The sequence below is a fragment of the Halorubrum rutilum genome, assembly GCF_024494565.1.
On sequence record NZ_JANHDN010000002.1, the window covers coordinates 430,046 to 451,970 of the forward strand.

The window sequence follows — 21,925 nt, forward strand, 5'->3', positions numbered from 1 at the left end:
TTTTCACGAACTCTCCGACTCAGGAGGGACAGCTATGAGTAGCAAGACGAATCCGAAACTACAGAACCTCATCGCCGATCTGAAGTCGGTCTCGCGAGATTCCGGTGCCAACGTGTGGCAGGATATCGCCGACCGACTGGAGAAGCCACGGCGCACGCACGCTGAGGTCAACCTGGGCCGTATCGAACGGTACGCCCAGGAAGACGAGACGGTCGTCGTCCCCGGCAAGGTGCTGGGCAGCGGTGTGCTCGAAAAGAACGTCACCGTCGCCGCCGTCGACTTCTCGGGCACCGCCCGCACGAAGATCGACCGGGCCGGCGAAGCGGTGTCGCTCGAACAGTTCATCGAACAGAACCCCGAAGGGAGCGACGTCCGGGTGATCCGATGAGTCTCGCGAAGATCGACGCGGACGTCGTCGTCGACGCGCGGGACTGCATCCTCGGTCGCGTCTCGTCGAAGGTCGCGCAGCGCGTCCTCGACGGCGAGACGGTCGCCGTCGTCAACGCCGAGCGCGCGGTCATCACCGGCAACGAGGAGGCGACGATGGAGACGTACCACACCCGCGCGGAGCTCGGCTCCGACAGCGGGCCGTACTACCCCAAGCGCCCCGACCGGATCTTCAAGCGCGCCATCCGCGGCATGCTGCCGTACAAGACGGAGGACGGCCGCGAGGCGTTCTCGAACGTCCGCGTCTACGTGGGCAATCCCTACGAGCGCGACGACGTCGAGAGCGTCGTCCTCGACGGCACCTCGCTCGACCGCCTCTCGAACATCAAGTTCACGACGCTCGGGGAGATCTCCGAGTCTCTGGGAGCCAACGTCACATGGTAACTAACACCTCAGGCAAGAAGAAGACGGCCGTCGCCCGCGCCACCGTGCGCGACGGCGAGGGCCGCGTTCGCATCAACTCCCAGCCAGTCGAGCTGGTCGAACCGGAACAGGCGCGGCTCAAGATGCTGGAGCCGTTCCGCATCGCGGGCGAGGAGCTCCGCGACGGCGTCGACATCGACATCAACGTCGAGGGCGGCGGCTTCAGCGGCCAGGCCGACGCGACGCGGACCGCCATCGCGCGCGGCCTCGTCCAGCACCTCGGCGACGCCGAGCTGCGCGACGCGTACATGAACTTCGACCGCACGCTGCTGGTCAACGACGTGCGCCAGTCCGAACCCAAGAAGTGGGGCGGACCCGGCGCGCGTGCCCGCTACCAGAAGTCCTACCGCTGAGGTGATCCAGTCATGATGATCCCCGTCCGGTGTTTCACGTGCGGTAACGTCATCGGCGAACACTGGGAGGAGTTCAAGGAGCGCGCCCGCGAGGGCGACGAGGACCCGGGCGACGTGCTCGACGACCTCGGGGTCGACCGGCACTGCTGCCGCCGGATGATGGTCAGCCACCGCGACCTCGTCGACGTCGTCTCGCCGTACCAGTAACAATGTCAACACAGCGATACAATCGATACGAGAAGGCACGCATCCTCGGCGCGCGAGCGCTGCAGGTGTCGTACGGGGCGCCCGTGCTGATCGACACGGACCAGACGGAGCCCATCCTCGTCGCCGCGGAGGAGTACGACGCGGGCGCGCTCCCGTTCACGGTCCGGAGGGAGAGCTGATGACCCGCATCACCGGCGTCTCGCTGCGTCGCGTGCTCGACTCGCGGGGGAACCCGACCGTCGAGGCCGACGTGCTCACCGAGTCCGGCGGCTTCGGCCGCGGGGCGGCGCCCAGCGGGGCGTCCACCGGCGAGTACGAGGCGATCGAACTGCCCGCGGGCGAGTCGATCGCGAAGGCCCGCGAACACGCGGTCCCCCGTCTCGAAGGGCTGTACGCGGGCGACCAGCGCGCCGTCGACGCCGCGCTCCGCGCGGCCGACGGCACGGACGACTTCTCGAACATCGGCGCCAACAGCGCGGTCGCGATCTCGATGGCGGCCGCGAAGGCCGCCGCCGACGTGCTCGGCGCGCCGCTGTACCAGCACCTCGGCGGCGCGTTCCGCGGCGAGAACTTCCCGGTCCCGCTCGGCAACGTCGTCGGCGGCGGGGAGCACGCCAAGGAGGCGACGCACATCCAGGAGTTCCTCGCGGCGCCCGTCGGCGCGCCCAGCGTCTCGGAGGCCGTCTTCGCGAACGCCGCGGTCCACGCGGCGGTCGCGGACGTGCTCGACGAGCGCGGCGTGCCCGCGGCGAAGGGCGACGAGGGCGCGTGGGCGCCCCCGATCTCGGACGCCGACGCGTTCGAGGTCGTCGACGAGGCTGTCGACCGCGTCGAGGACGAAGTGGGCTTCGAGATCCGCTTCGGCCTCGACATGGCGGCCGCCGAGCTGTACGACGACGACCGAGAGGCGTACGTCTACGGCGACGAGGCGAAGTCGACCGACGAGCAGATCGAGTACGTCGCCGGCCTCGTCGACGAGTACGACCTCGCGTACGTCGAGGACCCGCTCGACGAGAACGACTACGAGGCGTTCGCGGCGCTGACCGACCGGGTCGGCGATCGGACGCTGATCTGCGGCGACGACCTGTTCGTCACCAACGTCGAGCGCCTGCGGGAGGGGATCGACGCGGGCGCGGCCAACAGCATCCTGATCAAGCCGAACCAGATCGGGACGCTGTCGGACGCGTTCGACGCGGTGGAGCTCGCCGCCCGAAACGGGTACGAGACGGTCATCTCGCACCGCTCGGGCGAGACGGAGGACACGACCATCGCACACCTCGCCGTGGCGACCGACGCCGGCTTCATCAAGACCGGCACGGTCGGCGGCGAGCGCACCGCCAAGCTGAACGAACTGATCCGCATCGCGGACGACGCGGTATGACGGGTCCACACCACGCATGAGCGAAGACAACGACGCGGTCGAACTCGACGACGACGCGGAGACCGAGGCGGTCGACGCGGCGGTCGAGGAGGAGGCCGACACGACCGAGGAACCGACCGCCGACGCGGCCGCGGAGGACGCGGCCGCCGACGCCGAGACCGACGACGACGCCGAGGCGACCGCAGGCGACGACGACCCGGACGAGGAGGAGGCCTCCCCGTTCGACGACGACGTCATGCCCGACGACGACGTCGACCTGCTGATCCCCGTCGAGGACTACCTCTCCGCCGGTGTCCACATCGGGACGCAGCAGAAGACGAAGGACATGGAGCGGTTCATCCACCGCGTCCGCGACGACGGCCTGTACGTGCTCGACGTGAGCACGACGGACCGGCGGATCCGCACCGCGGCGGACTTCCTCTCCAACTACGACCCCGAGCAGATCCTCGTCACGTCCTCGCGGCAGTACGGCCGGTTCCCGGCCGAGAAGTTCGCGGACGCCATCGGCGCCCGCGCCCGCACGGGGCGCTTCATCCCCGGCACGCTGACGAACCCCGACTACGCCGGCTACATCGAGCCGGACGTCGTCGTGGTGACCGACCCGATCGGCGACGCGCAGGCCGTCAAGGAGGCCATCACCGTCGGCATCCCGGTGATCGCGATGTGCGACTCCAACAACCAGCTGTCGAACGTCGACCTCGTCATCCCGACGAACAACAAGGGTCGACGCGCGCTGTCGGTCGTCTACTGGCTGCTCGCCAACGAGACGCTCGACCGCCGCGGCGCCGACACCGTGTTCGCCCTCGACGACTTCGAGGACGAGCTGTAACGCGGTCGCTTTTCGAGTTCGATTTCCGTTCGCCCGCACCGCCCGCGAGCCGCCGGTGAACCGACCGGCGGAGCGACGCGCTCAGACGATCTCCGGAGTGAACGGGTACGAGTACACCTTCCCGTCGTTGGCCCTCACCGTGGCGATGAGCACCAGGACCACGTCGGCGATCGCGACGATCGGGAAGAGCAGGAGCCCGATGAAGACGAAGCTCAGGACGCCGGCGATCAGCAGCGCGACGAAGACGACGATCTGGAAGTTCAGCGAGTTCTTCGCGTTCCGCTCGACGAGTTCGTCCCCGTCGTCCGCGAGGACCAGGAACAGGATCGGACCGAGGAACGAGGCGAAAAGCGCCGACGCGTGCGACAGCGCCGCCAGCGTCGTGTCGCCCTCGACGGTCTCGTCGTCGGTCTCGGCGGCCGGTGTTGACATAGCGAACGGTCGGTTTCGGAGCTAATTCATAAGCTTTGGGAGACATCGGCGGCGGTGAGCGGTCCCACACCGCTCAGTCGGCCGCCGCCGGCTCGTCCCCGCCGGTGTCGTCCCCGCCGACCTCGGCCTCGGCCGCCGGCACGTCGTGGGTCCAGCGGGGCTCGATCTCGCGGTTCGCCATCACGATCCGGTCGCCGGCGTCGGTGTCGATCCGGGTCTTCCGGAGCTCGATCGCGGCGACCGTCCCGGTCACGCCCTTCGCCTCGACGCGGTAGCCGACGTTGAAGTCGGGGTCGCGGAGGAGGTAGACGCCCGCGACCGTGTCTTCGATCATCTCGGAGAGCGCGTACGAGACGCCGAGCGCGATGAAGCCGACGGCGGTGCCCAGGCTCGCCGCGATGTCGCCCATACCCACGACCTTCAGGAACGTCAGCGCGACGCCGAACCACAGGAAGATTGCCACGAGCGTGGCGATGAGGTCGCCCACGAGCTCGCGGTCGCCGACGTAGATCCGGTCGATCGAGGTCCGGACCAGCGAGAGGACGACCCGCACCGTCAGGTACGCCAGCGCGAGGAAGATCAGCCCCGAGAGCAGTCGCGGGATCGCGACCGCCAACCCCTCGACGAAGTTCGCGACCGACCGCGTCAGCAGCGACGGGAGCGTCGTCATGGCGCGCACGACGACGGCCGGCGGTGAAAAGGTGGCGGGGTCGGCCGGCCTCGCCGTCCCGCTCCGGAGCCGGCGGGGACGCCCCGCCAAGCGCAACGCCTGTAAGCCCCCGGAGAGAGGGAGTTCGTATGACCGTCTGTGAGGCGCCGGGGAAGGTGTACCTCTTCGGCGAACACGCCGTCGTCTACGGCGAGCCCGCCGTGCCGGCCGCGATCGAGCGACGCGCGACCGTGAGCGTCGAGCCGCGCGACGACGACCACGTGCGCGTCGAGGCCGAGGACCTCTCGCTCGACGGCTTCACCGTGGAGTACTCCGGCGGCACCGGCGACCGCCCCGACGTCGACGTGCCGACGCCGCTGGTCGAGGCCGCGATGGGCTACGTCGACGCCGCGGTCGAGCAGGCGCGCGACGCGGCCGACGCCCCCGACGCCGGCTTCGACATCGCCGTCGAGAGCGACATCCCGCTCGGGGCCGGCCTCGGCTCGTCGGCGGCCGTCGTCGTCGCCGGCATCGACGCCGCGACGCGGGCGCTCGGGGAGCCGCTGGACCGACGCGAACTCGCCGAGCGCGCGTACCGCGCCGAGTACGAGGTGCAGGACGGGCAGGCCTCGCGCGCCGACACGTTCTGCTCGGCGACGGGCGGCGCGGTCCGCGTCGAGGGCGACGACTGCGAGCCGATCGAGGCGCCGAACCTCCCGCTCGTCGTCGGCTTCGACGGCGGCGCCGGCGACACCGGCGAGCTCGTGGCCGGCGTCGGCGCGCTCCGCGAGGAGTACGGGTTCGCGGCCGACGCCGTCGAGTCGATCGGCGACCTCGTCCGGACCGGGGAGGCGCTGCTGGCGGACGCCGCGCCCGGGGAGGAGCCCCCGGCGGCGCTGCTCGCGGAGCTCGGCGAGCTGATGGACTTCAACCACGGCCTGCTCTCGGCGCTCGGCGTCTCGGCGCGCTCGCTCGACGCGATGGTGTGGGCCGCTCGCGACGCGGGCGCGCACGGCGCGAAGCTCACCGGCGCGGGCGGCGGCGGCTGCATCGTCGCCCTCGACGCGAGCGACGCGACGGAGACCGCGCTCTCCTTCACGCAGGGCTGCGAGGAGGCGTTCCGCGCCGAGCTGGCGACGGAGGGCGTCCGGGTGGTGGAGCCGTGAGCGCGGACGCCGGAGCGGGCGAGGCGGACGGCGACCCCCCCGTCGTGCTCAAGCTCGGCGGGAGCCTGATCACGGAGAAGGACCGGCCGGAGACGCTCGACGAGGCGGCCCTCGCGGCCGCCTGCGACGCGGTCGCCGACGCCCTCGCCGACGGGACGGTCGAGCGCCTCGTCGTCGTCCACGGCGGCGGGAGCTTCGGCCACCACCACGCCAGCGAGCACGGCGTGTCGACGAGCGCGGGGACCCGCGACCCGGCGGCGGTGACGGACGTCCACGGCGCGATGACGGCGCTGAACCGGGCGGTGCTCGACCGGCTCCACGACCGCGACGTGCCCGCGGCGCCCGTCCATCCCCTGTCGCTCGCGGCCCGCCCGGAGGGGGTCGACGGCGCCCTTGACCTGCCGCTCTCGTCGACGGCGACGCTGCTCGGCGAGGGGTTCGTCCCGGTGCTCCACGGCGACGGCGTCGCGACCGCGGGCGCCGGGGTGACGGTGGTCTCGGGCGACGAGCTGGTCGTCGAGCTCGCGGCCGGCCTCGGCGCGCGCCGCGTCGGCGTCTGCTCGACCGTCCCGGGCGTCCTCGACGGCGACGGCGACGTGATCCCCGCGATCGACGACTTCGAGGCGGTCGCGGACGCGCTCGGCGCGAGCGACGCGACCGACGTCTCCGGCGGGATGGCCGCGAAGGTGCGGGAGCTCCTGGCGCTCGACGCCCCGGCCCACGTGTTCGGCGCCGAGGGGCTGGCGCCGTTCCTGCGCGGCGAGGACGCGGGGACCCGGATCGACTGACCGGCGTCGGCGGCTCCCCGACCCCGTACAGAACCCTTATTCGGCCCACCGCCCTCCCTCCGGGCATGAACGAAGCGGACGTGCGAGAGCGGCTCGCGGACGTGCGGGACCCCGATCTGGGGGACGACATCGTCTCGCTCGGGCTGGTGAACGACGTCGCCGTCGAGGGGGACGAGAGCGGGGCCGGCGGGACGGTCCGCGTGTCGCTCGCGCTCGGCGCCCCCTTCTCGCCCCACGAGTCCGAGATCGCCGAGGACGTCCGGGCGGCGCTCGCCGACACCGGGCTCGACGTGGAGCTGTCGGCGTCGGTCCCCGACGAGCTGGACGCGGACGAGCAGGTGCTGCCGGGCGTGAAGAACGTGATCGCGGTCGCCTCCGGGAAGGGCGGCGTCGGCAAGTCGACGATGGCCGTGAACGTCGCCGCGGGGCTCTCGGAGCTCGGCGCGCGCGTCGGCCTGTTCGACGCCGACGTGTACGGGCCGAACGTCCCCCGGATGGTCTCGGCCGAGGAGCGCCCGCAGACCGACGGCGAGACGATCGTCCCCCCCGAGCGGTTCGGGGTGAAGCTGATGAGCATGGACTTCCTCACCGGCGAGGACGATCCGGTCATCTGGCGCGGGCCGATGGTCCACAAGATCATCACCCAGCTCGTCGAGGACGTGGAGTGGGGCGAGCTCGACTACCTGATCATGGACCTCCCGCCGGGGACCGGCGACACCCAGCTCACCATCCTCCAGACACTCCCGCTGACGGGCGCCGTGATCGTCACGACCCCGCAGGAGGTCGCGCTCGACGACGCGGTGAAGGGGCTCCGGATGTTCGGCAAACACGACACGAACGTGCTCGGGATCGCGGAGAACATGGCCGGCTTCCGGTGCCCGGACTGCGGCGGCTTCCACGAGATCTTCGGCTCCGGCGGCGGGAAGGCGCTGGCGGGGGAGCACGACCTCCCCTTCCTGGGCGGCGTCCCGCTCGACCCGGCGGTCCGGACCGGCGGCGACGACGGCGAGCCGGTCGTGCTCGACGAGGGGGAGACCGCCGACGCGTTCCGGGTGATCGTGGAGAACGTCGCGAACAACGCCGGCGTCGTCCGCCGCCGCGGGGTGAGCGAGGAGCGATGAGCGGGGAGCGCGACGACGGCGAGCCCGCGGGCGACGGGGACGCGGGCGACCGACCCGCAGGCGGGGCGAAGGGCGACGACCCCGCCGACCCCCTCGACGCCGCCGGCGTGGACCCGGTCGTCCCGGACGCCGTCGCCGACGCGGCCGACGAGGAGTTCCCCGACGACGACGAGATCCGCGCGTTCCTCCGTGAGGTCGCGGCCGACGTGCGCGGCGACAGCTCCGAGAGCAAGCAGCTCTCGGCGGTCCTCTACCGGGTGTCTGACCTGTACGACCCCGACGAGCAGACCTCGCCGGAGGAGATCTATCTGAACGTCCGGCACATCATGCGGATCAAGGCGGAAGGCGGACTCCGTCGCTGAGGCGCGCGGGACGGGCGGACGTCCGAGCGATCGGAACGCGTCGCCGGCTTCCTCGACCGCCGCCGCTCAGTCGTCCGAACCGTCCCTCGACGCGGAGTCGATCGGCCGCTCGTCCAGCGGCGTCGCCTCGTCGACGACGTCAGCCAGGCCGAGCCGATCGAGGGTCTCCGGCGTCGGCAGGCCGCGCGGACCCCAGCCGCGGGCGGCGTAGTACCGGTCCAGCAGGCGGTCGAACGCGTCGCCGTCGACGCCAGGGGTCCCGTCGGCCGCGGCCGAGCCGAGCGGGGCGGGGAGCGCGTCGTCCGTGCGGTCGAACCCCTCGCGGGCGTTGAACAGCCGCGTGAGGGTCCAGATCCGCTCGCCGGTCGTCGCGAGCGCGACGTCAGAGCCGGCGGCCGGGTGGTCGACCGCCGCGAGCCACTCCGCGCCGAGGTCGGTCCAGACCGCCTCGCCGACGAAGTCGTCGACGACGAGGCTCCAGAGCACGGACCGGGCGTTCTGTTCGCCGACCACGCCGCGCACCAGGTCGCCGGGCGAGCGCTCGCCGGCGGCGAACGGCTCGCTGTCCTGCGGTCGCGCCCGGCGGTGACACGCGCCGCGGTCGCTCGTCGCGTACGCGAGGGCGACGCCGACCGCGGCGCGGGGGTCGAAGCCGGGCAGCGCCATCGACTTCACCGTGGGCACCAACCCCTCGCCGCCGAACCGCGCCGCGGCGACGTCGATCCCGTCGGCGAGCGCGTCCGGGAGGTCGGGGTCGATGTCGAGGTCGGGAGGCGCCTCGCGGGCCGCGATCGCCTCCAGCAGTCGCTCGGCCCCGTCGGCGTCGCCGAACCCGACCGGACAGTCGACGACGCCCGCCTCCCCGGCGCGGACCGCCCACGCGACCGCGTTGCCCGCGCCGATCACGTCGAGGCCGAGCCGGTCGCAGACGCCGCAGAGCTCGACGACGCGGTCGAAGTCGTCGATCCCCAGCCCCGCGCCGAGCGTGATCGGCGCCGCGCCGCGCGGGACCACCTCGCCGTCGGGCGTGTCGATCCGGAAGCCGCCGGGGACGACCGGCCCGTCGCCCTCGGGGCGTCCCGGCTCGTCGCCGGCTCCCCGGTCGCCGACCCGCTCACGCCCCGTCGCGCGCTCCAGCGCGGCCTCGACCCCGATGTCGTCGGTCCCCTCGAACCCGGTCTCGGTCCACCCCTCGGCGGCGAGGATCCCGACCTCGTTCGCGTAGTCGACCGTCTCGACCGTCTCGCCGGCCGCCTGCCACTCGCCGGTCGGATCCCGGCCGTACGCCGCCGCGTCGCGGTCGCGGAGGGCCGCGAGGTCGTCCGGGACGGCCGGCGGGGGACCGCGGGCGACGACGGCCTTCAGGCGCTTCGATCCCATCACCGCGCCGGCCCCGCCGCGGCCCGCGTGGTGGGCGCCGCCGTCGCTCGCGACCGTCGCGTAGGCCGCCTCGCGCTCGCCGGCGGGACCGACGCAGGCGACCCCGGCGTCCGGGAAGCGCTCCGCGGTCTCGGCGGCGTCGGCGCCCCACGCGTCGCTCGGCTCGATCCGGGCGCGCCCCTCCTCGACCTCGATCCGGACCGGGCGGTCGGCGGCGCCGGTCACGAGCAGCCCGAGGCAGTCGTCGAGCGAGCCCGCGAGCCGGTCGGCGAAGTCGCCGCCGGCGTACGAGTCGAGGAAGCCGCCGGTGAGCGGGGACTTCGTCACCGCGGCGTAACGCGTCTCCCCGGGGAGGTAGCCCGCGAGCGGTCCGACGAGGAAACAGAGGAGGTTCGCCGGCCCCGTCGGGTCCGTCCCCGGCGACAGCGCCTCGTAGAGGTAGCGCGCGCCGAGCCCCTTCCCCCCGAGGAAGTCGCGCCGCCAGCCGCGCGGGACGCGCTCGCGGGCGGTCTCGCCGGCCGAGAGGTCGACGCGGAGGACGCGGGTTCGGCTCCGACTCATTCAGACGCCCTGCGCGGCGGAGACGTATCAATCTGTTCGCCGGCCGGCTCGGACCGCGTTCGGCGCCCGGCCCGGACCGTCCGGCCGCCGGTCCCGACCGCCGCGCCGACCGGACCGCCAGAGTGAGGCCCGCGGCGACCGAACGGCCGGCCATGGACCTGACGACCGCGCTCGACGCCCGCGACGCGACCGTCTGCGTCGTCGGCGCGGGCGGCAAGAAGTCGACGCTGTTCGCGCTCGCCGACCGACTCGACCGGGCGGTAGTGACCGCCAGCGTCCGGATCCCGATCTTCGACGACCGCGTCGCCGCGGTGCGCGTGACCGAGGACCCGATCGCCGCGATCGAGGCGGCGGAATCCGGCGACTGGCCGCTCGGGCTGGTCCCCGAGCGCGACCGGTCGGACCGGTACCTCGGGTACGACACCGACACGGTCGGCGGGATCGCCGACGCCGCGCCGGGCGCGACGCTCGTGAAGGCGGACGGCGCGCGGCTCCGGGAGTTCAAGGCGCCGGGCGACCGCGAGCCGCAGATCCCGTCGAACGCGGATGTCGTCGTCCCGATCGCGAGCGCGCACGTCGTCGGCGAGCCCCTCACCGAGGAGCTCGTCCACCGGCCGGACGCGGTCGCCGCGATCACGGGCCGCGAGATCGGCGACGAGATCCGCCCCGCCGACGTCGCGACCGTCCTCGCGAGCCCGGCCGGCGGGCTGAAGGGCGTCCCCGGCGGCGCGACCGCGATCCCGGTCGTGAACAAGGTCGACGACGAGTCGGACGCGGCCGCGGCCCGGGCGGTCGCCCGAGAGACCCTCTATCGCGCCGACGTGCCGCGCGTCCTCCTCACGCGCCTGATCGCGGACGATCCGGTCGTCGAGGTCGTCGAGTAGGGACCCGGCGAGCGGGCCGGCCGGTCCGTCTACGATCGCGCGTCAGAGAGCTCCTCGAACGACCGCCAGAGCGCCCGGTACAGCGTCCACGCGTCGACGCCGGTCCGCTCCATCACGGCCCGACAGGCGTCGTCGAACCGCCGGTAGTCGGCGATCGACGGCGGGTCCGGGTAGGGGTCGTCGAACTCGCCGGCCGCGGCCAACACCGCCCACGTCCGGCGGTCGATCGCGACGAACCGCTCGGGGGCGAGGAACTGGCAGAACCCCGACGCGACCGCGACGTCGACCCCGTCGAGCGCGGCGAGCGCGTCGAGGGCGGCGTCGACGTCGCGGTCGGCTGAGACATCGTCGTCGCTCCCGCCTTCGCCCCGCGTCCCGACCGCTTCCGCGGCCGTTTCGACGGCGTCCGCCACGTCGCCGAAGTCGTTGTCGCGGAACGCCTCCTCGCGCTCGCGCCGCTCTCGGTCCGGGTAGTCGCCGAGGTACCGCCGGAAGTACCACCGGACGACCCACTGGGCGTCCCGCCGACCGTACTCGTCGCCGGCGAACGTCTCCGGGACCGTCTCGACGTGTTGCAGCTCCACGTCGTACAGCGGTTCCGCCTCCGCGTACGCCCGGGCGCGGTCCCGGACGGTCGACTCGCTCAGGTCCATCGCCTCGCGGTAGGGGGGTCGAACGGATGAACGTTGGTCCCGATCGTTCCGATCGATCGTTTCATACCGGCGTGGTCACTGGTACCGCACATGACAGACGACCGGGTTCCGGTCACCGTCCTCAGCGGCTACCTCGGCGCCGGGAAGACGACGCTCGTCAACCACCTGCTCTCGAACCCCGGCGACCGGCGGATCGCCGTCATCCTGAACGACATGGGCGAGGTGAACGTCGACGCCGAGAAGATCGCCCGCGAGAACGACGAGGAGGGGGTCGTCGACCTCTCGAACGGCTGTATCTGCTGTCGGCTTCAGGACGACCTGCTCTCCGAGGCCGCCGCGCTCGCCGACTCGCGGGAGTTCGACTACCTCCTCGTCGAGTCGTCGGGCATCTCGGAGCCGGTGCCGATCGCCCGGGCGTTCACGGAAGGGACCGAGGACAGCGACGTCGACCCGCGGGAGCGGTTCCGGTTGGACACGATGGTCACCGTCCTCGACGCCTACGGCTTCTGGAAGGAGTTCGACGCGGGCGAGAGCCTCCCCGGCGGGGCGGAGCCGGAGACGGACCGCCCGCTCGCGGACGTGCTCGTCGAGGGGATCGAGTTCTGCGACGTGCTCCTCGTGAACAAGACCGACATGGTGCCCGACGACGTGCTCGACCGGATCGAGGCGGTCGCCGAGCGACTGGGACCGAGGGCGAAGCGGATCCGGACCACCTACTCCGCGGTCGACCCCGGCGAGGTGCTCGACACCGGGCGGTTCGACTTCGAGGCGGCGAAGGGGTCGGCGGGGTGGAAGCGCGCCATCGCCGACGAGGAGGGCGAGGGCCACGACCACGACGGCGGAGAGGGAGGCCACGACCACGCGCACCCCGAGGGCGCGGCTGCCGCGCACGGGGTCGGCTCGTTCGTCTACCGGTCGAGCGACCCCCTCGATCCGGGCGCGTTCGGCGAGTGGCTCGACGACTGGGACGGGTCGATCGTCCGGGCGAAGGGCGTGGTCCGGGTGGCGGGCACCGACGACGTGATCGGCGTGAGCCAGGCCGGCCCGTCGGTCCAGGCCGGGCCGATCGGCGAGTGGGGGCCGGACGACGACCGCCGGACGCGGCTCGTGTTCATCGGCGAGGACCTCGACGAGACACGGATTCGCGAGGAGCTGGCCGGACTCGCCGCGGAGGGCGGCGAGCCGACGGCGGACCCGGACGCGGTGTTCCCGATCTAGATCCCCAGTTCGCTCCGGAGGTCGTCCCACTCCTCGTGGAAGCCGTGGGTCGACTCCGTCTCCGCGCCGACCGCCGACTGGTACGTCTCGTCGTACTTCAGCAGCTCCCCCCACCCGTCGTGGAAGGCCCAGTTACAGTACTGACACATGACCGGGACCACGCGCCGGAGTGGCATACCCGTTTCGGCGCGGCGGCCCCGGAGGCCGCCTCAGGGGGTTCGTCCCGTCGACACCCTCAACCGTGCCGGGCGGTTACAGGGGACAGACACGGGGCGACCCGCGTCGACGGAGCGACCAATGCCAACCTACAGACGCGGCGGACACGTTCGCGGCGACGACGAGGGCGTGGAGCGGGAGTGCGACCTGTGCGACTGGTACTGCGTGGCCGACTCGTACCCGGCGCTCGTCCGCGAGTACCAGGCGCACCTCCGGAGCGACCACCCGAAGGCGTGGCTCCGGGCGTGAGCGCGGGCGGCGAAAAAAGCGGTGTCGATCGGGCGCGACGCGGTCTCAGGGCTCTAACAGGACCTTCGTGACGCCCTCCTCGCGGGCGTCGAACGCCTCGTACATCTCGGGGGCCTCTTCGAGGTCGACCCGGTGCGAGACGACCCAGCTCGGGTCCGCCCGGCCCTCGATGATCATGTCGCGGAGGTACCGGTTGTACTCCTTGACGTTACACTGGCCGGTGCCGCACTTGAGCCCCTTCTCGAAGAACTTCCCGAAGTCGATGCCGAGCCGCCCCTGCGCGGCCATGTCGTCGGGCGCGCCGGGATCCTCGGGGACGTAGAGGCCCGGAATGCCGAGCTCGCCGGTCGGTCGGACCACGCGGATCAGGTTGTTGATCACGACCGCCGGGTTCTCCTTGGCCGGGTCGTAGGAGTAGTCCTCGGTGTCGGTGTCGACGTCGTCCGGGTCGGTCGCCTGGTAGCCGACCGCGTCGACGCCCTTGTCGACCATCCCCCCGTGCTCCTCGATGATCTGGTCGACCGGGTCGCCCTCGGAGAAGTCGATCGCGTGGGCGTCGCAGTGGTCCTCCGCGAGCTCCAGTCGGCTCGGGACCTGGTCGACGACGTAGATCTCGGCCGCGCCCTTGATCTTCGCGCTGTAGGCGGCCATCAGGCCGACCGGACCGGCGCCGAAGATGGCGACCGACTCGCCGGGCTGGAGGTTCGCCAGCTCGGTGCCGTGCCACCCCGTCGGGAAGATGTCCGCGAGCAGCGAGAACGCGTCCTCGTGTTCGCGCCCCTCCGGCAGCTTCAGCGCGTTGTGATCGGCGTACGGGACGCGCAGCTTCTCGGCCTGTCCGCCCGGGTACGGCCCCATGGCGACGTAGCCGTACGCGCCGCCCGCGAAGCCGGGGTTGACGTTGGTACAGAAGCCGGTGTACCCCTCCTCGCAGTTCTGACAGAAACCGCAGGAGACGTTGAACGGCATGACGACGCGGTCCCCCTCCTCCAGCGTCGATACCGCCTCGCCGACCTCGCTGACGATCCCCATGTTCTCGTGGCCGAAGACGATCCCCTCCTCGGCCGCGGTCCGTCCCTCGTACATGTGGAGGTCGGAGCCGCAGATACAGGACGTCGTGATGTCGACGACGACGTCGTTCGGGTGTTCGATCTCCGGTTCGTCCACGTCCTCGACGGCCACTTCGTACGGGCCTTGATAGACAACTGCTCTCATGATGGTTCCAATTGTAACGTGTTAACAATACATACTAAATGTTTTTCCATTATAATTATGCTTAACAGATCTGGAACGCAAGGCGTTGGCAGTCGCCTCGCCTTCCGTGGAGCCTCGTCGCTTCCCGGCCGGGTCCACCGACACACTCATAGACCCGGACGATCGATCGTGTGGTATGTGTTCGCACGGGGAGGGTGAGACCGATGTCCAGTGAGCCGGACGACGCGACGAAGACGATCTGTCCGTACTGCGGCGTGGGCTGCGGGATCCGCGTGCTCGAAGGCGACGAGCCCGGGGAGATGCGGTTCACGCCGTGGGCCGACGCGCCGGTGAACGAGGGGAGCGTCTGCATCAAGGGCGGCGCGGCGACGCAGGTCGTCGACCACGAGGACCGGCTGACCGAGCCGCTGATCAAGGAGGACGGCGAGTTCCGCGAGGCGACGTGGGACGAGGCGCTCGGCCGCGTCGTCGACGAGATGGAGGGCATCCGCGAGGACCACGGCCCGGACGGGATGGGATTCTTCGGCTCCTCGAAGACGTTCAACGAGGAGAACTACCTCATCCAGAAGCTCGCGCGGCGGTACGGGACGAACCAGGTCGACAACTGCACGCGGATGTGTCACGCCTCCACCGTCTGGGCGCTGCGCACCAGCCTCGGAATGGGCGCGATGACGAACAGCATGGCCGACTTGGAGGACTCGGCGGACGTGCTGTGGATCCAGGGCGCGAACCCGGGCGAGCAGCACCCGATCGCCAACAGCCAGTACTTCCGGCAGGCCGTGCTGGAGGGCGCGACCGTCATCCAGGTCGACCCGCACGCGAACAAGACCACCCGGTCGTTCGAGATCGACGACACCGACCGGCACATGCACCTCCAGCTGAAGCCCGGCACCGACATCCCCCTGTTGAACGTCGTCCTGAAGACGATCCTGGAGCGCCACGAGGAAGAGCCCGACGCGGGCTGGATCGACGAGTCGTTCGTCGAGGAGCGCACCAAGGGGTTCGACCACCTGACGGAGACGCTCGCGGACTTCGACAAGGAGGCCGCCGCCGAGGAGTGCGGCGTCCCGCTCGAAGACATCGAGCTCGCCGCCGAGAAGTACGCGATGGCGAACGACGCCGCCATCTTCACCGGGATGGGGATGAGCCAGCACACCTGCGGCGTCGACAACGTCCAGAACGAGATCAACCTCGCGCTGATCACGGGGAACCTCGGCCGACCCGGGACCGGCGTCAACCCCCTGCGCGGGCAGAACAACGTCCAGGGCACCTGCGACGTGGGCGCGATGCCGAACGTCCTCCCGGGGTACCAGCTCGTCGACGACGACGAGGCGCGCGAGTCCGTCGAGGACGTGTGGGGCTTCGAGATCCCCGACGAGCCCGGGCTGACGAACGTCGAGATCTCCCACGCGATCGGCGACACCGTCCACGGGCTCTACGTCATGGGCGAGAACCCGATCATGAGCGAGCCCGACGGCAACGAGACGGAGCGCCGGTTCCGCGAGGAGCTCGACTTCATGGTGGTCCAGGACATCTTCATGACCGAGACCGCCGAGCTCGCGGACGTGGTCCTCCCGGCGACGACGTGGGCCGAGCGCGACGGCACCGTCACCAACACCGACCGCCGCGTCCAGCGCATGCGCGGGGTCCACAAGGTCCACGAGAACACGCGTCACGACCTCGACATCCTCTGTGAGGTCGGGACGCGGCTGTTCGACGGCGACGAGTTCGACTTCGACGGGCCCGAGGACGTGTTCGAGGAGCTGCGCGAGGTGTGCCCGATCATGCACGGGATGACCTACGACGCGCTCGGCGAGACGGGGATCCACTGGCCCTGCTACGAGGAGGGCGACGAGGGCGACTCGTTCCTCTACGAGGACGAGTTCGAGACCGAGGACGGCCTCGGCCGCATCGAGGGGGTCGTCCACCAGGAGCCGAAGGAGGTCCCCGACGAGGAGTACCCGCTCGTGTTGACCACCGCGCGGCTCGAAGAGCACTACAACACCGGGACGATGAGCCGCCGGTCGCCCACGCTCTCGAACCAGCACCCGGAGAACTTCGTCGACGTCCACCCGAACGACGCCGAGCGGTACGGGATCGAGGACGGCGACCACGTCGTCCTGAAGTCGCGCCGCGGCGAGATCACCGTCCGCGCCGACGTCACCGAGGACATCAAGGAGGGCGTCGTCTGGACCACGCCGCACTTCGCGGCCGCCTCCGCGAACCGCCTCACCAACGACGTGCTCGACGAGCGCTCGAAGATCCCCGAGTACAAGGCCGCGTCCGCCGAGATCGAGGTCGACATCGAGCCCGCGAGCGGCGACGCGCCGGCGTCCGCCGACGACTGAGCGGCGCGAACCGTCTCGCGCGGGCGGAAGCGCGGCCGCCTTCGCCGCCGTCGCATCCGAAACCACTATCCCCGATCCGGCGAATTCCACGGTATGGACTGGCCACACGACCCCGACGGCGAGCAGGGGAGCGAGGGCATGCGGCAGTACGGCCACGCCGTGCTCGCGAAGAAGATCGACGAGGCGGAGGACTTCCCGCTGACGGCCGCGGAGTACGTCGAGCAGTACGGCGACCACCCGATCCGGATCGACTACGAGACGGTCGTCTCGGTCGAGGAGATCTTCGAGGGCGTCGAGAAGGAGGAGTTCGCCGACTTCGTCGAGTTCCACCAGGAGCTCGGCCGCGCGATGCGCGAGAACGGCTACTGGTTCTACGAGGGCGCCGAGCAGTTCGTCGACGGCAGCGCCTGACTACGGATCTTTTGATTCCGGTGTTGCTCTTTTAAACGGGGTTCCTGCTCATCTATAAGCCGGTGACTGTGACCCGGCGACGAACGCTTCCAAAGCCCCAGTCGCGAGGCCGCCGTACGCTCGCTGCGCTCCTCACTCGGTCGCTCACTCCGTTCGCTCTCTCGTCGCGGTGCTTGCGTCGCCTACGGCGGCCTCGCGACTGCCCCTTTAAGTCCCACCCGACCGCACAGCACCTCACGCCTCCCCAGCCTCGCGGTTCGTTCGGGCCTCCCTGCGGTCGCCCTCACTCACCGCGTCCCTCGCGCGTGCTCCTCGCGGCCGCCGAGGACGGCCGCTCGCAGGCGCGCGCCACCGCGGTCTTTTCGTCTCTCCCGACCGCCGCTCGACTCTTTTAAGAACTCGCGGGGCGACCGAGCCACCATGGATCACGAGCGGATCGCCGTCCTCGCCCACGAGAAGTTCCCCGACCGCGCGAAGACCGCGCTCGGCGTGCTACGCTACGGCGACCAGGACGTCTTGGCCGTCCTCGACCGCGACCGCGCCGGCGACCGGGTGCGCGACCACGTCCCGGACGTCTCGGACGCGCCGATAGTCGCGTCGTTCGCGGACGCGCACGCGGCCGCCGACGGCGACCTCGACGCCCTCTATATCGGAATCGCGCCGATCGGCGGCGGCTTCGACGAGTCGTGGCGGGAGGACGTCGAGGCCGCGATCGAGGCCGGCTGCGACGTGGTGAGCGGCCTCCACTACTTCCTGAACGAGGACGAGGAACTCGCCGGACTGGCCGCCGAGCACGGCGTCGACCTCGTCGACGTGCGCGAGCCCGACGACGACCTGACGGTGGCGACGGGCGCCTCCGGCGACGTCGACGCCGACGTGGTGTGTACGGTCGGCACCGACTGCTCCGTCGGGAAGATGACGGCGTCGCTGGAGATCGTCGCCGCCGCCCGCGAGCGGGGGATCGACGCGGCGTTCGTCCCGACCGGCCAGACCGGGATCATGATCGCCGGGTGGGGGAATCCGATCGACCGCGTCGTCTCCGACTTCGCGGCCGGCGCGGTCGAGGACATGCTCGTCGAGGTCGGCGACGACCGCGAGCTCCTCGTCGTCGAGGGACAGGGGAGCATCGTCCACCCGGCGTACTCGGCGGTCACCTGCGGCATCCTCCACGGGTCGATGGCGGACGGCCTCGTCCTCTGTCACGCCGCGGGCCGCGAGGCCGTCCACGGCTACGAGTCGTTCGACCTCCCGCCGCTCGCCGACTACGTCGACCTCTACGAGGACCTGGCCGCGCCCGTCCGCGAGGCGAGCGTCGTCGCCGGCGCGCTCAACACGAAGGACGTCGCCGACGACGGCGCGGCCGCCGACGCGGTCGCCGAGTTCGCGGCGGAGACGGGCGTGCCCGCCGCCGACCCCGTCAGGGACGGCGCCGACGCGATCGTCGACGGGATCGTCGACGCGGGGCTCGGTGAGCGATGACCCTCGACACCGAGTTCGAGCGGGTCTCGCTCCCCTTGCAGGACCCGTTCACGATCGCTCGCGGCACGCAGACCGAGGCGGAGAACGTGATCGTCCGGATCGCGGACGAGGCCGGGATGACCGGCGTCGGCGGCGCCGCGCCCTCGGCCCACTACGGCGAGACCGCGGCCACGGTCGAGGCGGTGCTCCCGGAGCTCCTCTCGATCGTCGAAGCGGTCGACGACCCGCACGCGATCCGCGAGGTCGAGTCCCGCATGGCGAGCGCGATCGGCGACAACCCGGCCGCCCGCGCCGCCGTCTCGATCGCCGTTCACGACCTCGCCGCGAAGCGGCTCGGCGTCCCCCTCTACCGCCTCTGGGGCCTCGACCCGTCGACCGCGCCGGCGACCTCCTACACCGTCGGCCTCGACGAGACGGAGCGCGTCCGGGAGAAGGCCGCGGCCGCGGTCGAGGCGGGCTACCCGATCCTCAAGGTCAAGCTCGGGACCGACCGGGACCGCGAGCTGATCGACGCGGTGCGGGAGGCCGCGCCCGACGCCCGGCTCCGCGTCGACGCGAACGAGGCGTGGACCCCCCGCGAGGCCGTCGAGAAGAGCGCGTGGCTCGCCGACCGCGACGTGGAGTTCGTCGAGCAGCCGGTCCCCGCCGGGGACCCCGAGGGCCTCCGGTTCGTCTACGAGCGCTCGGCGCTCCCGATCGCCGCCGACGAGTCGTGCGTGACGCTCTCCGACGTCCCGGCGATCGCCGACCGCTGCGACATCGCGAACCTGAAGCTGATGAAGACCGGCGGGGTGTCGGAGGCGCGGCGGATGATCGCCGCGGCGCGGGCGCACGGCCTGGAGGTGATGTGCGGCTGCATGATCGAGTCGAACGCGTCGATCGCGGCGGCCGCGGGGCTCGCGCCGCTGCTGGACTACGCCGACCTCGACGGCTCGCTGCTGCTCGCCGAGGACCCGTACGAGGGCATCGACCTCACGGGCGGCGAGATCCGACTCGACGACCGGGACCGCGCCGGGACCGGCGCGCGCCTCGCGTCGGAGTGAGCCGGCTCGGGGGCGAGGGCGAGCGGGGGACTACGGGGGCTAGCGAACGATATCAGTTCCGCGGCTCGTCGGCCTCGGACTCCGACTCCTCTAACTCTACGTCGAGCTCCTCGTCGAGGTCGGCGCTCGAATCACCATCGAGGTCCGATTCGAGGTCGTCCGCGTCGATCTCCGACTCGATGTCGGAGAGCTCGGCGTCGACGTCCTCGTCGCTGACGGCGTCGGCGCCGCCGTTCGACGACCCGCCCTTGCCGAGTTCGCCCTTGAGCGTCTCCAGCTCGGCGTCAACCTCGCTGTCCGTCGAGAGGCTCTCCAGCTCGCGGTCGATGCTGTCCTTGTCGGAGAGCGCGTCCTCGAACGCGCCGGAGTCCTCCAGCTCGTCCATCGCCTCCGCGCGCGCCTCCATCTCTTCCGTGCGCTCCTCGGCGCGCTCGATGGACCGGGAGACGTCCTCCATCTCGTCGCCGACGCCCGTCATCGCCTCTGAGACGCGCGAGGACGCTTCTGCGGCCTCGTATCGCGCCTTCATCGTCTCCTTCTTCGTCCGGAACTCCTCGATGCGGTTCTGGAGCTTGTTCTTCTTCTCGACGAGCTGCTCTTGAGTGTTGTTCAGCTCCGCGATCTGGCCCTCCAGCTCCTCGATCTGGCTCATCTTCGACTTCTTCTTTTCGAGGGCCTTCCGCGCGAGATCGTCGCGGTCCTGCTGGACCGCCTCCCGGGCCTGTCGGTTGTGCTTCTCGACGTTCTCTTCGAGCTTCCGCTTCTGGATCTCCAGGCGCTTCTTCTGGGTCGTCAGGTCGGCGATCCCCTGCTTGACGTCCTGGAGCTCGTCGCGCATCTGTTCGTACGAGTAGTCGAGCGACTCCGTCGGATCCTCCGCCCGGTTCAGGAGGGCGTTCACCTTCGAGCGGATGACGTAGGAGGCGCGCGAGAGGATTCCCATGTCCCGTCATACGCGTTCCACCCGTTAAAACCTCATGTGGTTCGCGCTCCTCGAAACGGGTCGGCGCGCCCGCGAACATCGGTTTCGAGGGGTCGACCGCAGTTTTGAGGGGTCGCGCGCGAGAGCCCGCGCCGGCGGGTATCGCTCATCCTGAAGATTTATTCGGAGTGTTGCGCAATCCGCACGCATGGACATCGGCGTACTGACCGTTCCGCTCGGCGGCGAATCGATCGAGGACGCGACCGCGTATCTCGACGCGATCGGCGTCGACGCAGTCGAGCTCGGCGTCGGCGGATGGCCGGGCGAGGACCACGTCGACCGCGAGGCCCTCCTCGCCGACGAGGGCGCGCGCGAGGACCTGCTCGGGCTGCTCGACGAGCGCGGCCTGCGGATCTCCGCGCTGGCGACCCACAACAACCCGCTCCACCCCGACGAGGGGCGCGCGGCCGAGGCCGACCGCGAGCTCCGGGAGGCGATCGAACTGGCCGACCGGCTCGGCGTCGACGCGGTGACCTGCTTCTCCGGGCTTCCCGCCGGGGCGCCCGGCGACTCGACGCCCAACTGGGTCACGGCGCCGTGGCCGAGCGAGCACGCCGACGCCCTCGACTACCAGTGGGACGAGGTCGCGGTCCCGTACTGGGAGGACCTCGCGAAACACGCGGACCGTCACGGCGTCGACGTCGCCATCGAGATGCACCCGAACATGCTCGTCTACGAGCCGACCGGGATGCTCGCGCTGCGCGAGGCGACGAACGAGCGGATCGGCGCCAACTTCGACCCCTCGCACCTCTACTGGCAGGGGATCGACGTGACGGAGGCGATCCGCTTCCTCGGCGAACGCGACGCGATCCACCACGTCCACGCCAAGGACACGAAGGTGTACGACGCGAACGCCCGCGTGAAGGGCGTGCTCGACACGGCCGACTACACCGAGGAGGCCGACCGCTCGTGGCTGTTCCGCTCGATCGGCTACGGCCACGACGAGGCCCACTGGAAGGACGTCGTCTCGACGCTCCGGATGGTCGGCTACGAGGGCGCGCTCTCGATCGAACACGAGGACTCGCTCACCTCCTCGCGCGAGGGGTTGGAGAAGGCGGTCGACGTGCTCGACCGCGCCGTCTTCGAGACCGAACCGGGCGACGCCTACTGGGCGGAGTAAGCGGGAGG

Annotated in this window: 26 protein-coding genes; 19 read left to right on the forward strand and 7 right to left on the reverse strand. The window is 71.2% G+C overall.

The genetic code is table 11. The features are described from left to right. Window positions 1-34: 34 nt before the first annotated feature. Genes NO900_RS05695 through rpsB form a run of 7 tightly spaced genes read left to right on the forward strand, consistent with a single transcriptional unit; the run spans window position 35 to window position 3,640 of the window. On the forward strand, window positions 35-388 hold the full coding sequence (locus tag NO900_RS05695; RefSeq protein WP_256408245.1) for a 50S ribosomal protein L18e: 354 nt from the start codon (window positions 35-37) through the stop codon (window positions 386-388). After that, complete coding sequence (locus NO900_RS05700; protein ID WP_256408246.1) at window positions 385-831, forward strand: 50S ribosomal protein L13; 447 nt, start codon at window positions 385-387, stop codon at window positions 829-831. Before NO900_RS05695 ends, NO900_RS05700 begins: the two co-directional genes overlap by 4 nt. Continuing rightward, window positions 825-1,223 carry a 30S ribosomal protein S9 gene (locus tag NO900_RS05705; RefSeq protein ID WP_144796565.1) on the forward strand — a complete coding sequence of 133 codons (399 nt, stop codon included), beginning with the start codon at window positions 825-827 and terminating at the stop codon, window positions 1,221-1,223. The genes NO900_RS05700 and NO900_RS05705 overlap by 7 nt, the downstream gene beginning before the upstream one ends. Window positions 1,224-1,235: 12 nt before the next feature. Beyond that, entirely contained in the window at window positions 1,236-1,430 is a 195-nt protein-coding gene (locus NO900_RS05710; protein ID WP_092564719.1) for a DNA-directed RNA polymerase subunit N, read from the forward strand. Window positions 1,431-1,432: 2 nt separating this feature from the next. Continuing rightward, window positions 1,433-1,609, forward strand: a complete 177-nt coding sequence (locus tag NO900_RS05715) for a DNA-directed RNA polymerase subunit K (RefSeq protein ID WP_256408247.1) — start codon at window positions 1,433-1,435, stop codon at window positions 1,607-1,609. Continuing rightward, window positions 1,609-2,811, forward strand: coding sequence for a phosphopyruvate hydratase (gene eno, locus NO900_RS05720; protein ID WP_256408248.1), 1,203 nt, complete (start codon window positions 1,609-1,611; stop codon window positions 2,809-2,811). Before NO900_RS05715 ends, eno begins: the two co-directional genes overlap by 1 nt. Before the next feature lie 16 nt (window positions 2,812-2,827). Beyond that, a complete protein-coding gene (gene rpsB / locus NO900_RS05725) occupies window positions 2,828-3,640 on the forward strand; it encodes a 30S ribosomal protein S2 (protein ID WP_256408249.1) in 813 nt (270 codons plus the stop codon). Between the two features lie 81 nt (window positions 3,641-3,721). Here the strand turns inward: rpsB and NO900_RS05730 are convergent, their stop codons facing one another. Together NO900_RS05730 and NO900_RS05735 are read right to left on the reverse strand one after the other, a co-directional pair. Then, the gene (locus NO900_RS05730) at window positions 3,722-4,072 is read right to left on the reverse strand and encodes a DUF4870 domain-containing protein (RefSeq protein WP_256408250.1); all 351 of its coding nucleotides are present in this window, start codon (window positions 4,070-4,072) and stop codon (window positions 3,722-3,724) included. Window positions 4,073-4,145: 73 nt separating this feature from the next. Next, entirely contained in the window at window positions 4,146-4,742 is a 597-nt protein-coding gene (locus tag NO900_RS05735) for a mechanosensitive ion channel domain-containing protein (RefSeq protein WP_256408251.1), read from the reverse strand. Between the two features lie 128 nt (window positions 4,743-4,870). Between NO900_RS05735 and mvk the strand changes: the two genes are divergently transcribed. The 4 genes from mvk to NO900_RS05755 all read left to right on the forward strand — a co-directional run bounded on the left by mvk (window position 4,871) and on the right by NO900_RS05755 (window position 8,158). Continuing rightward, the gene (gene mvk / locus NO900_RS05740) at window positions 4,871-5,887 is read left to right on the forward strand and encodes a mevalonate kinase (protein ID WP_256408252.1); all 1,017 of its coding nucleotides are present in this window, start codon (window positions 4,871-4,873) and stop codon (window positions 5,885-5,887) included. Then, a complete protein-coding gene (locus NO900_RS05745) occupies window positions 5,884-6,675 on the forward strand; it encodes an isopentenyl phosphate kinase (RefSeq protein WP_256408253.1) in 792 nt (263 codons plus the stop codon). Before mvk ends, NO900_RS05745 begins: the two co-directional genes overlap by 4 nt. Before the next feature lie 65 nt (window positions 6,676-6,740). After that, entirely contained in the window at window positions 6,741-7,796 is a 1,056-nt protein-coding gene (locus NO900_RS05750; protein ID WP_256408254.1) for an Mrp/NBP35 family ATP-binding protein, read from the forward strand. Further along, on the forward strand, window positions 7,793-8,158 hold the full coding sequence (locus tag NO900_RS05755; protein WP_256408255.1) for a DUF7976 family protein: 366 nt from the start codon (window positions 7,793-7,795) through the stop codon (window positions 8,156-8,158). The genes NO900_RS05750 and NO900_RS05755 overlap by 4 nt, the downstream gene beginning before the upstream one ends. Window positions 8,159-8,224: 66 nt before the next feature. On the opposite strand, the gene NO900_RS05760 is transcribed toward NO900_RS05755, so the two are convergent. After that, a complete protein-coding gene (locus tag NO900_RS05760) occupies window positions 8,225-10,099 on the reverse strand; it encodes an aldehyde ferredoxin oxidoreductase family protein (RefSeq protein WP_256408256.1) in 1,875 nt (624 codons plus the stop codon). 152 nt (window positions 10,100-10,251) lie between these two features. Between NO900_RS05760 and yqeC the strand changes: the two genes are divergently transcribed. Continuing rightward, window positions 10,252-10,983 (forward strand): selenium cofactor biosynthesis protein YqeC, encoded by a 732-nt coding sequence (yqeC, locus tag NO900_RS05765; RefSeq protein WP_256408257.1) that lies wholly within the window; start codon window positions 10,252-10,254, stop codon window positions 10,981-10,983. A 29-nt stretch (window positions 10,984-11,012) separates the two neighbouring features. On the opposite strand, the gene NO900_RS05770 is transcribed toward yqeC, so the two are convergent. Then, on the reverse strand, window positions 11,013-11,636 hold the full coding sequence (locus tag NO900_RS05770; protein ID WP_256408258.1) for a hypothetical protein: 624 nt from the start codon (window positions 11,634-11,636) through the stop codon (window positions 11,013-11,015). Window positions 11,637-11,726: 90 nt separating this feature from the next. On the opposite strand from NO900_RS05770, the gene NO900_RS05775 reads away from it, so the two are divergent. Continuing rightward, the gene (locus tag NO900_RS05775; protein WP_256408259.1) at window positions 11,727-12,854 is read left to right on the forward strand and encodes a CobW family GTP-binding protein; all 1,128 of its coding nucleotides are present in this window, start codon (window positions 11,727-11,729) and stop codon (window positions 12,852-12,854) included. On the opposite strand, the gene NO900_RS05780 is transcribed toward NO900_RS05775, so the two are convergent. Then, window positions 12,851-13,003 (reverse strand): hypothetical protein, encoded by a 153-nt coding sequence (locus NO900_RS05780; protein ID WP_256408260.1) that lies wholly within the window; start codon window positions 13,001-13,003, stop codon window positions 12,851-12,853. The two genes, NO900_RS05775 and NO900_RS05780, sit on opposite strands and share 4 nt — an antisense overlap. Before the next feature lie 148 nt (window positions 13,004-13,151). On the opposite strand from NO900_RS05780, the gene NO900_RS05785 reads away from it, so the two are divergent. After that, complete coding sequence (locus tag NO900_RS05785; RefSeq protein ID WP_256408261.1) at window positions 13,152-13,319, forward strand: hypothetical protein; 168 nt, start codon at window positions 13,152-13,154, stop codon at window positions 13,317-13,319. 45 nt (window positions 13,320-13,364) lie between these two features. Here NO900_RS05785 and NO900_RS05790 read toward each other — a convergent pair whose 3' ends face one another. Next, window positions 13,365-14,534 (reverse strand): glutathione-independent formaldehyde dehydrogenase, encoded by a 1,170-nt coding sequence (locus tag NO900_RS05790; protein ID WP_256408262.1) that lies wholly within the window; start codon window positions 14,532-14,534, stop codon window positions 13,365-13,367. 203 nt (window positions 14,535-14,737) lie between these two features. On the opposite strand from NO900_RS05790, the gene fdhF reads away from it, so the two are divergent. From fdhF to NO900_RS05810, 4 genes are all read left to right on the forward strand, one after another. Further along, window positions 14,738-16,882, forward strand: coding sequence for a formate dehydrogenase subunit alpha (gene fdhF, locus NO900_RS05795; RefSeq protein ID WP_256408263.1), 2,145 nt, complete (start codon window positions 14,738-14,740; stop codon window positions 16,880-16,882). A 93-nt stretch (window positions 16,883-16,975) separates the two neighbouring features. Then, window positions 16,976-17,293, forward strand: a complete 318-nt coding sequence (locus NO900_RS05800) for a DUF5785 family protein (protein WP_256408264.1) — start codon at window positions 16,976-16,978, stop codon at window positions 17,291-17,293. A 420-nt stretch (window positions 17,294-17,713) separates the two neighbouring features. After that, a complete protein-coding gene (locus NO900_RS05805; RefSeq protein ID WP_256408265.1) occupies window positions 17,714-18,772 on the forward strand; it encodes an N-acetyltransferase DgcN family protein in 1,059 nt (352 codons plus the stop codon). Further along, window positions 18,769-19,815 carry a dipeptide epimerase gene (locus NO900_RS05810; protein WP_256408266.1) on the forward strand — a complete coding sequence of 349 codons (1,047 nt, stop codon included), beginning with the start codon at window positions 18,769-18,771 and terminating at the stop codon, window positions 19,813-19,815. The genes NO900_RS05805 and NO900_RS05810 overlap by 4 nt, the downstream gene beginning before the upstream one ends. Window positions 19,816-19,867: 52 nt before the next feature. Here the strand turns inward: NO900_RS05810 and NO900_RS05815 are convergent, their stop codons facing one another. Beyond that, entirely contained in the window at window positions 19,868-20,758 is an 891-nt protein-coding gene (locus NO900_RS05815) for a PspA/IM30 family protein (RefSeq protein ID WP_256408267.1), read from the reverse strand. Window positions 20,759-20,945: 187 nt separating this feature from the next. Here NO900_RS05815 and NO900_RS05820 point away from each other — a divergent pair, with 187 nt between their 5' ends. Beyond that, entirely contained in the window at window positions 20,946-21,917 is a 972-nt protein-coding gene (locus NO900_RS05820) for a sugar phosphate isomerase/epimerase family protein (RefSeq protein ID WP_256408268.1), read from the forward strand. Window positions 21,918-21,925 lie beyond the last annotated feature (8 nt).

Bases quoted from the DNA above. Each gene is read 5' to 3' on its own strand.
- NO900_RS05695 (WP_256408245.1), top strand. From the start codon at position 35: ATGAGTAGCAAGACGAATCCGAAACTACAGAACCTCATCGCCGATCTG.
- NO900_RS05700 (WP_256408246.1), top strand. From the start codon at position 385: ATGAGTCTCGCGAAGATCGACGCGGACGTCGTCGTCGACGCGCGGGAC.
- NO900_RS05705 (WP_144796565.1), top strand. From the start codon at position 825: ATGGTAACTAACACCTCAGGCAAGAAGAAGACGGCCGTCGCCCGCGCC.
- NO900_RS05710 (WP_092564719.1), top strand. From the start codon at position 1,236: ATGATGATCCCCGTCCGGTGTTTCACGTGCGGTAACGTCATCGGCGAA.
- NO900_RS05715 (WP_256408247.1), top strand. From the start codon at position 1,433: ATGTCAACACAGCGATACAATCGATACGAGAAGGCACGCATCCTCGGC.
- eno (WP_256408248.1), top strand. From the start codon at position 1,609: ATGACCCGCATCACCGGCGTCTCGCTGCGTCGCGTGCTCGACTCGCGG.
- rpsB (WP_256408249.1), top strand. From the start codon at position 2,828: ATGAGCGAAGACAACGACGCGGTCGAACTCGACGACGACGCGGAGACC.
- NO900_RS05730 (WP_256408250.1), bottom strand. From the start codon at position 4,072: ATGTCAACACCGGCCGCCGAGACCGACGACGAGACCGTCGAGGGCGAC.
- NO900_RS05735 (WP_256408251.1), bottom strand. From the start codon at position 4,742: ATGACGACGCTCCCGTCGCTGCTGACGCGGTCGGTCGCGAACTTCGTC.
- mvk (WP_256408252.1), top strand. From the start codon at position 4,871: ATGACCGTCTGTGAGGCGCCGGGGAAGGTGTACCTCTTCGGCGAACAC.
- NO900_RS05750 (WP_256408254.1), top strand. From the start codon at position 6,741: ATGAACGAAGCGGACGTGCGAGAGCGGCTCGCGGACGTGCGGGACCCC.
- NO900_RS05755 (WP_256408255.1), top strand. From the start codon at position 7,793: ATGAGCGGGGAGCGCGACGACGGCGAGCCCGCGGGCGACGGGGACGCG.
- NO900_RS05760 (WP_256408256.1), bottom strand. From the start codon at position 10,099: ATGAGTCGGAGCCGAACCCGCGTCCTCCGCGTCGACCTCTCGGCCGGC.
- yqeC (WP_256408257.1), top strand. From the start codon at position 10,252: ATGGACCTGACGACCGCGCTCGACGCCCGCGACGCGACCGTCTGCGTC.
- NO900_RS05770 (WP_256408258.1), bottom strand. From the start codon at position 11,636: ATGGACCTGAGCGAGTCGACCGTCCGGGACCGCGCCCGGGCGTACGCG.
- NO900_RS05775 (WP_256408259.1), top strand. From the start codon at position 11,727: ATGACAGACGACCGGGTTCCGGTCACCGTCCTCAGCGGCTACCTCGGC.
- NO900_RS05780 (WP_256408260.1), bottom strand. From the start codon at position 13,003: ATGTGTCAGTACTGTAACTGGGCCTTCCACGACGGGTGGGGGGAGCTG.
- NO900_RS05785 (WP_256408261.1), top strand. From the start codon at position 13,152: ATGCCAACCTACAGACGCGGCGGACACGTTCGCGGCGACGACGAGGGC.
- NO900_RS05790 (WP_256408262.1), bottom strand. From the start codon at position 14,534: ATGAGAGCAGTTGTCTATCAAGGCCCGTACGAAGTGGCCGTCGAGGAC.
- fdhF (WP_256408263.1), top strand. From the start codon at position 14,738: ATGTCCAGTGAGCCGGACGACGCGACGAAGACGATCTGTCCGTACTGC.
- NO900_RS05800 (WP_256408264.1), top strand. From the start codon at position 16,976: ATGGACTGGCCACACGACCCCGACGGCGAGCAGGGGAGCGAGGGCATG.
- NO900_RS05805 (WP_256408265.1), top strand. From the start codon at position 17,714: ATGGATCACGAGCGGATCGCCGTCCTCGCCCACGAGAAGTTCCCCGAC.
- NO900_RS05810 (WP_256408266.1), top strand. From the start codon at position 18,769: ATGACCCTCGACACCGAGTTCGAGCGGGTCTCGCTCCCCTTGCAGGAC.
- NO900_RS05815 (WP_256408267.1), bottom strand. From the start codon at position 20,758: ATGGGAATCCTCTCGCGCGCCTCCTACGTCATCCGCTCGAAGGTGAAC.
- NO900_RS05820 (WP_256408268.1), top strand. From the start codon at position 20,946: ATGGACATCGGCGTACTGACCGTTCCGCTCGGCGGCGAATCGATCGAG.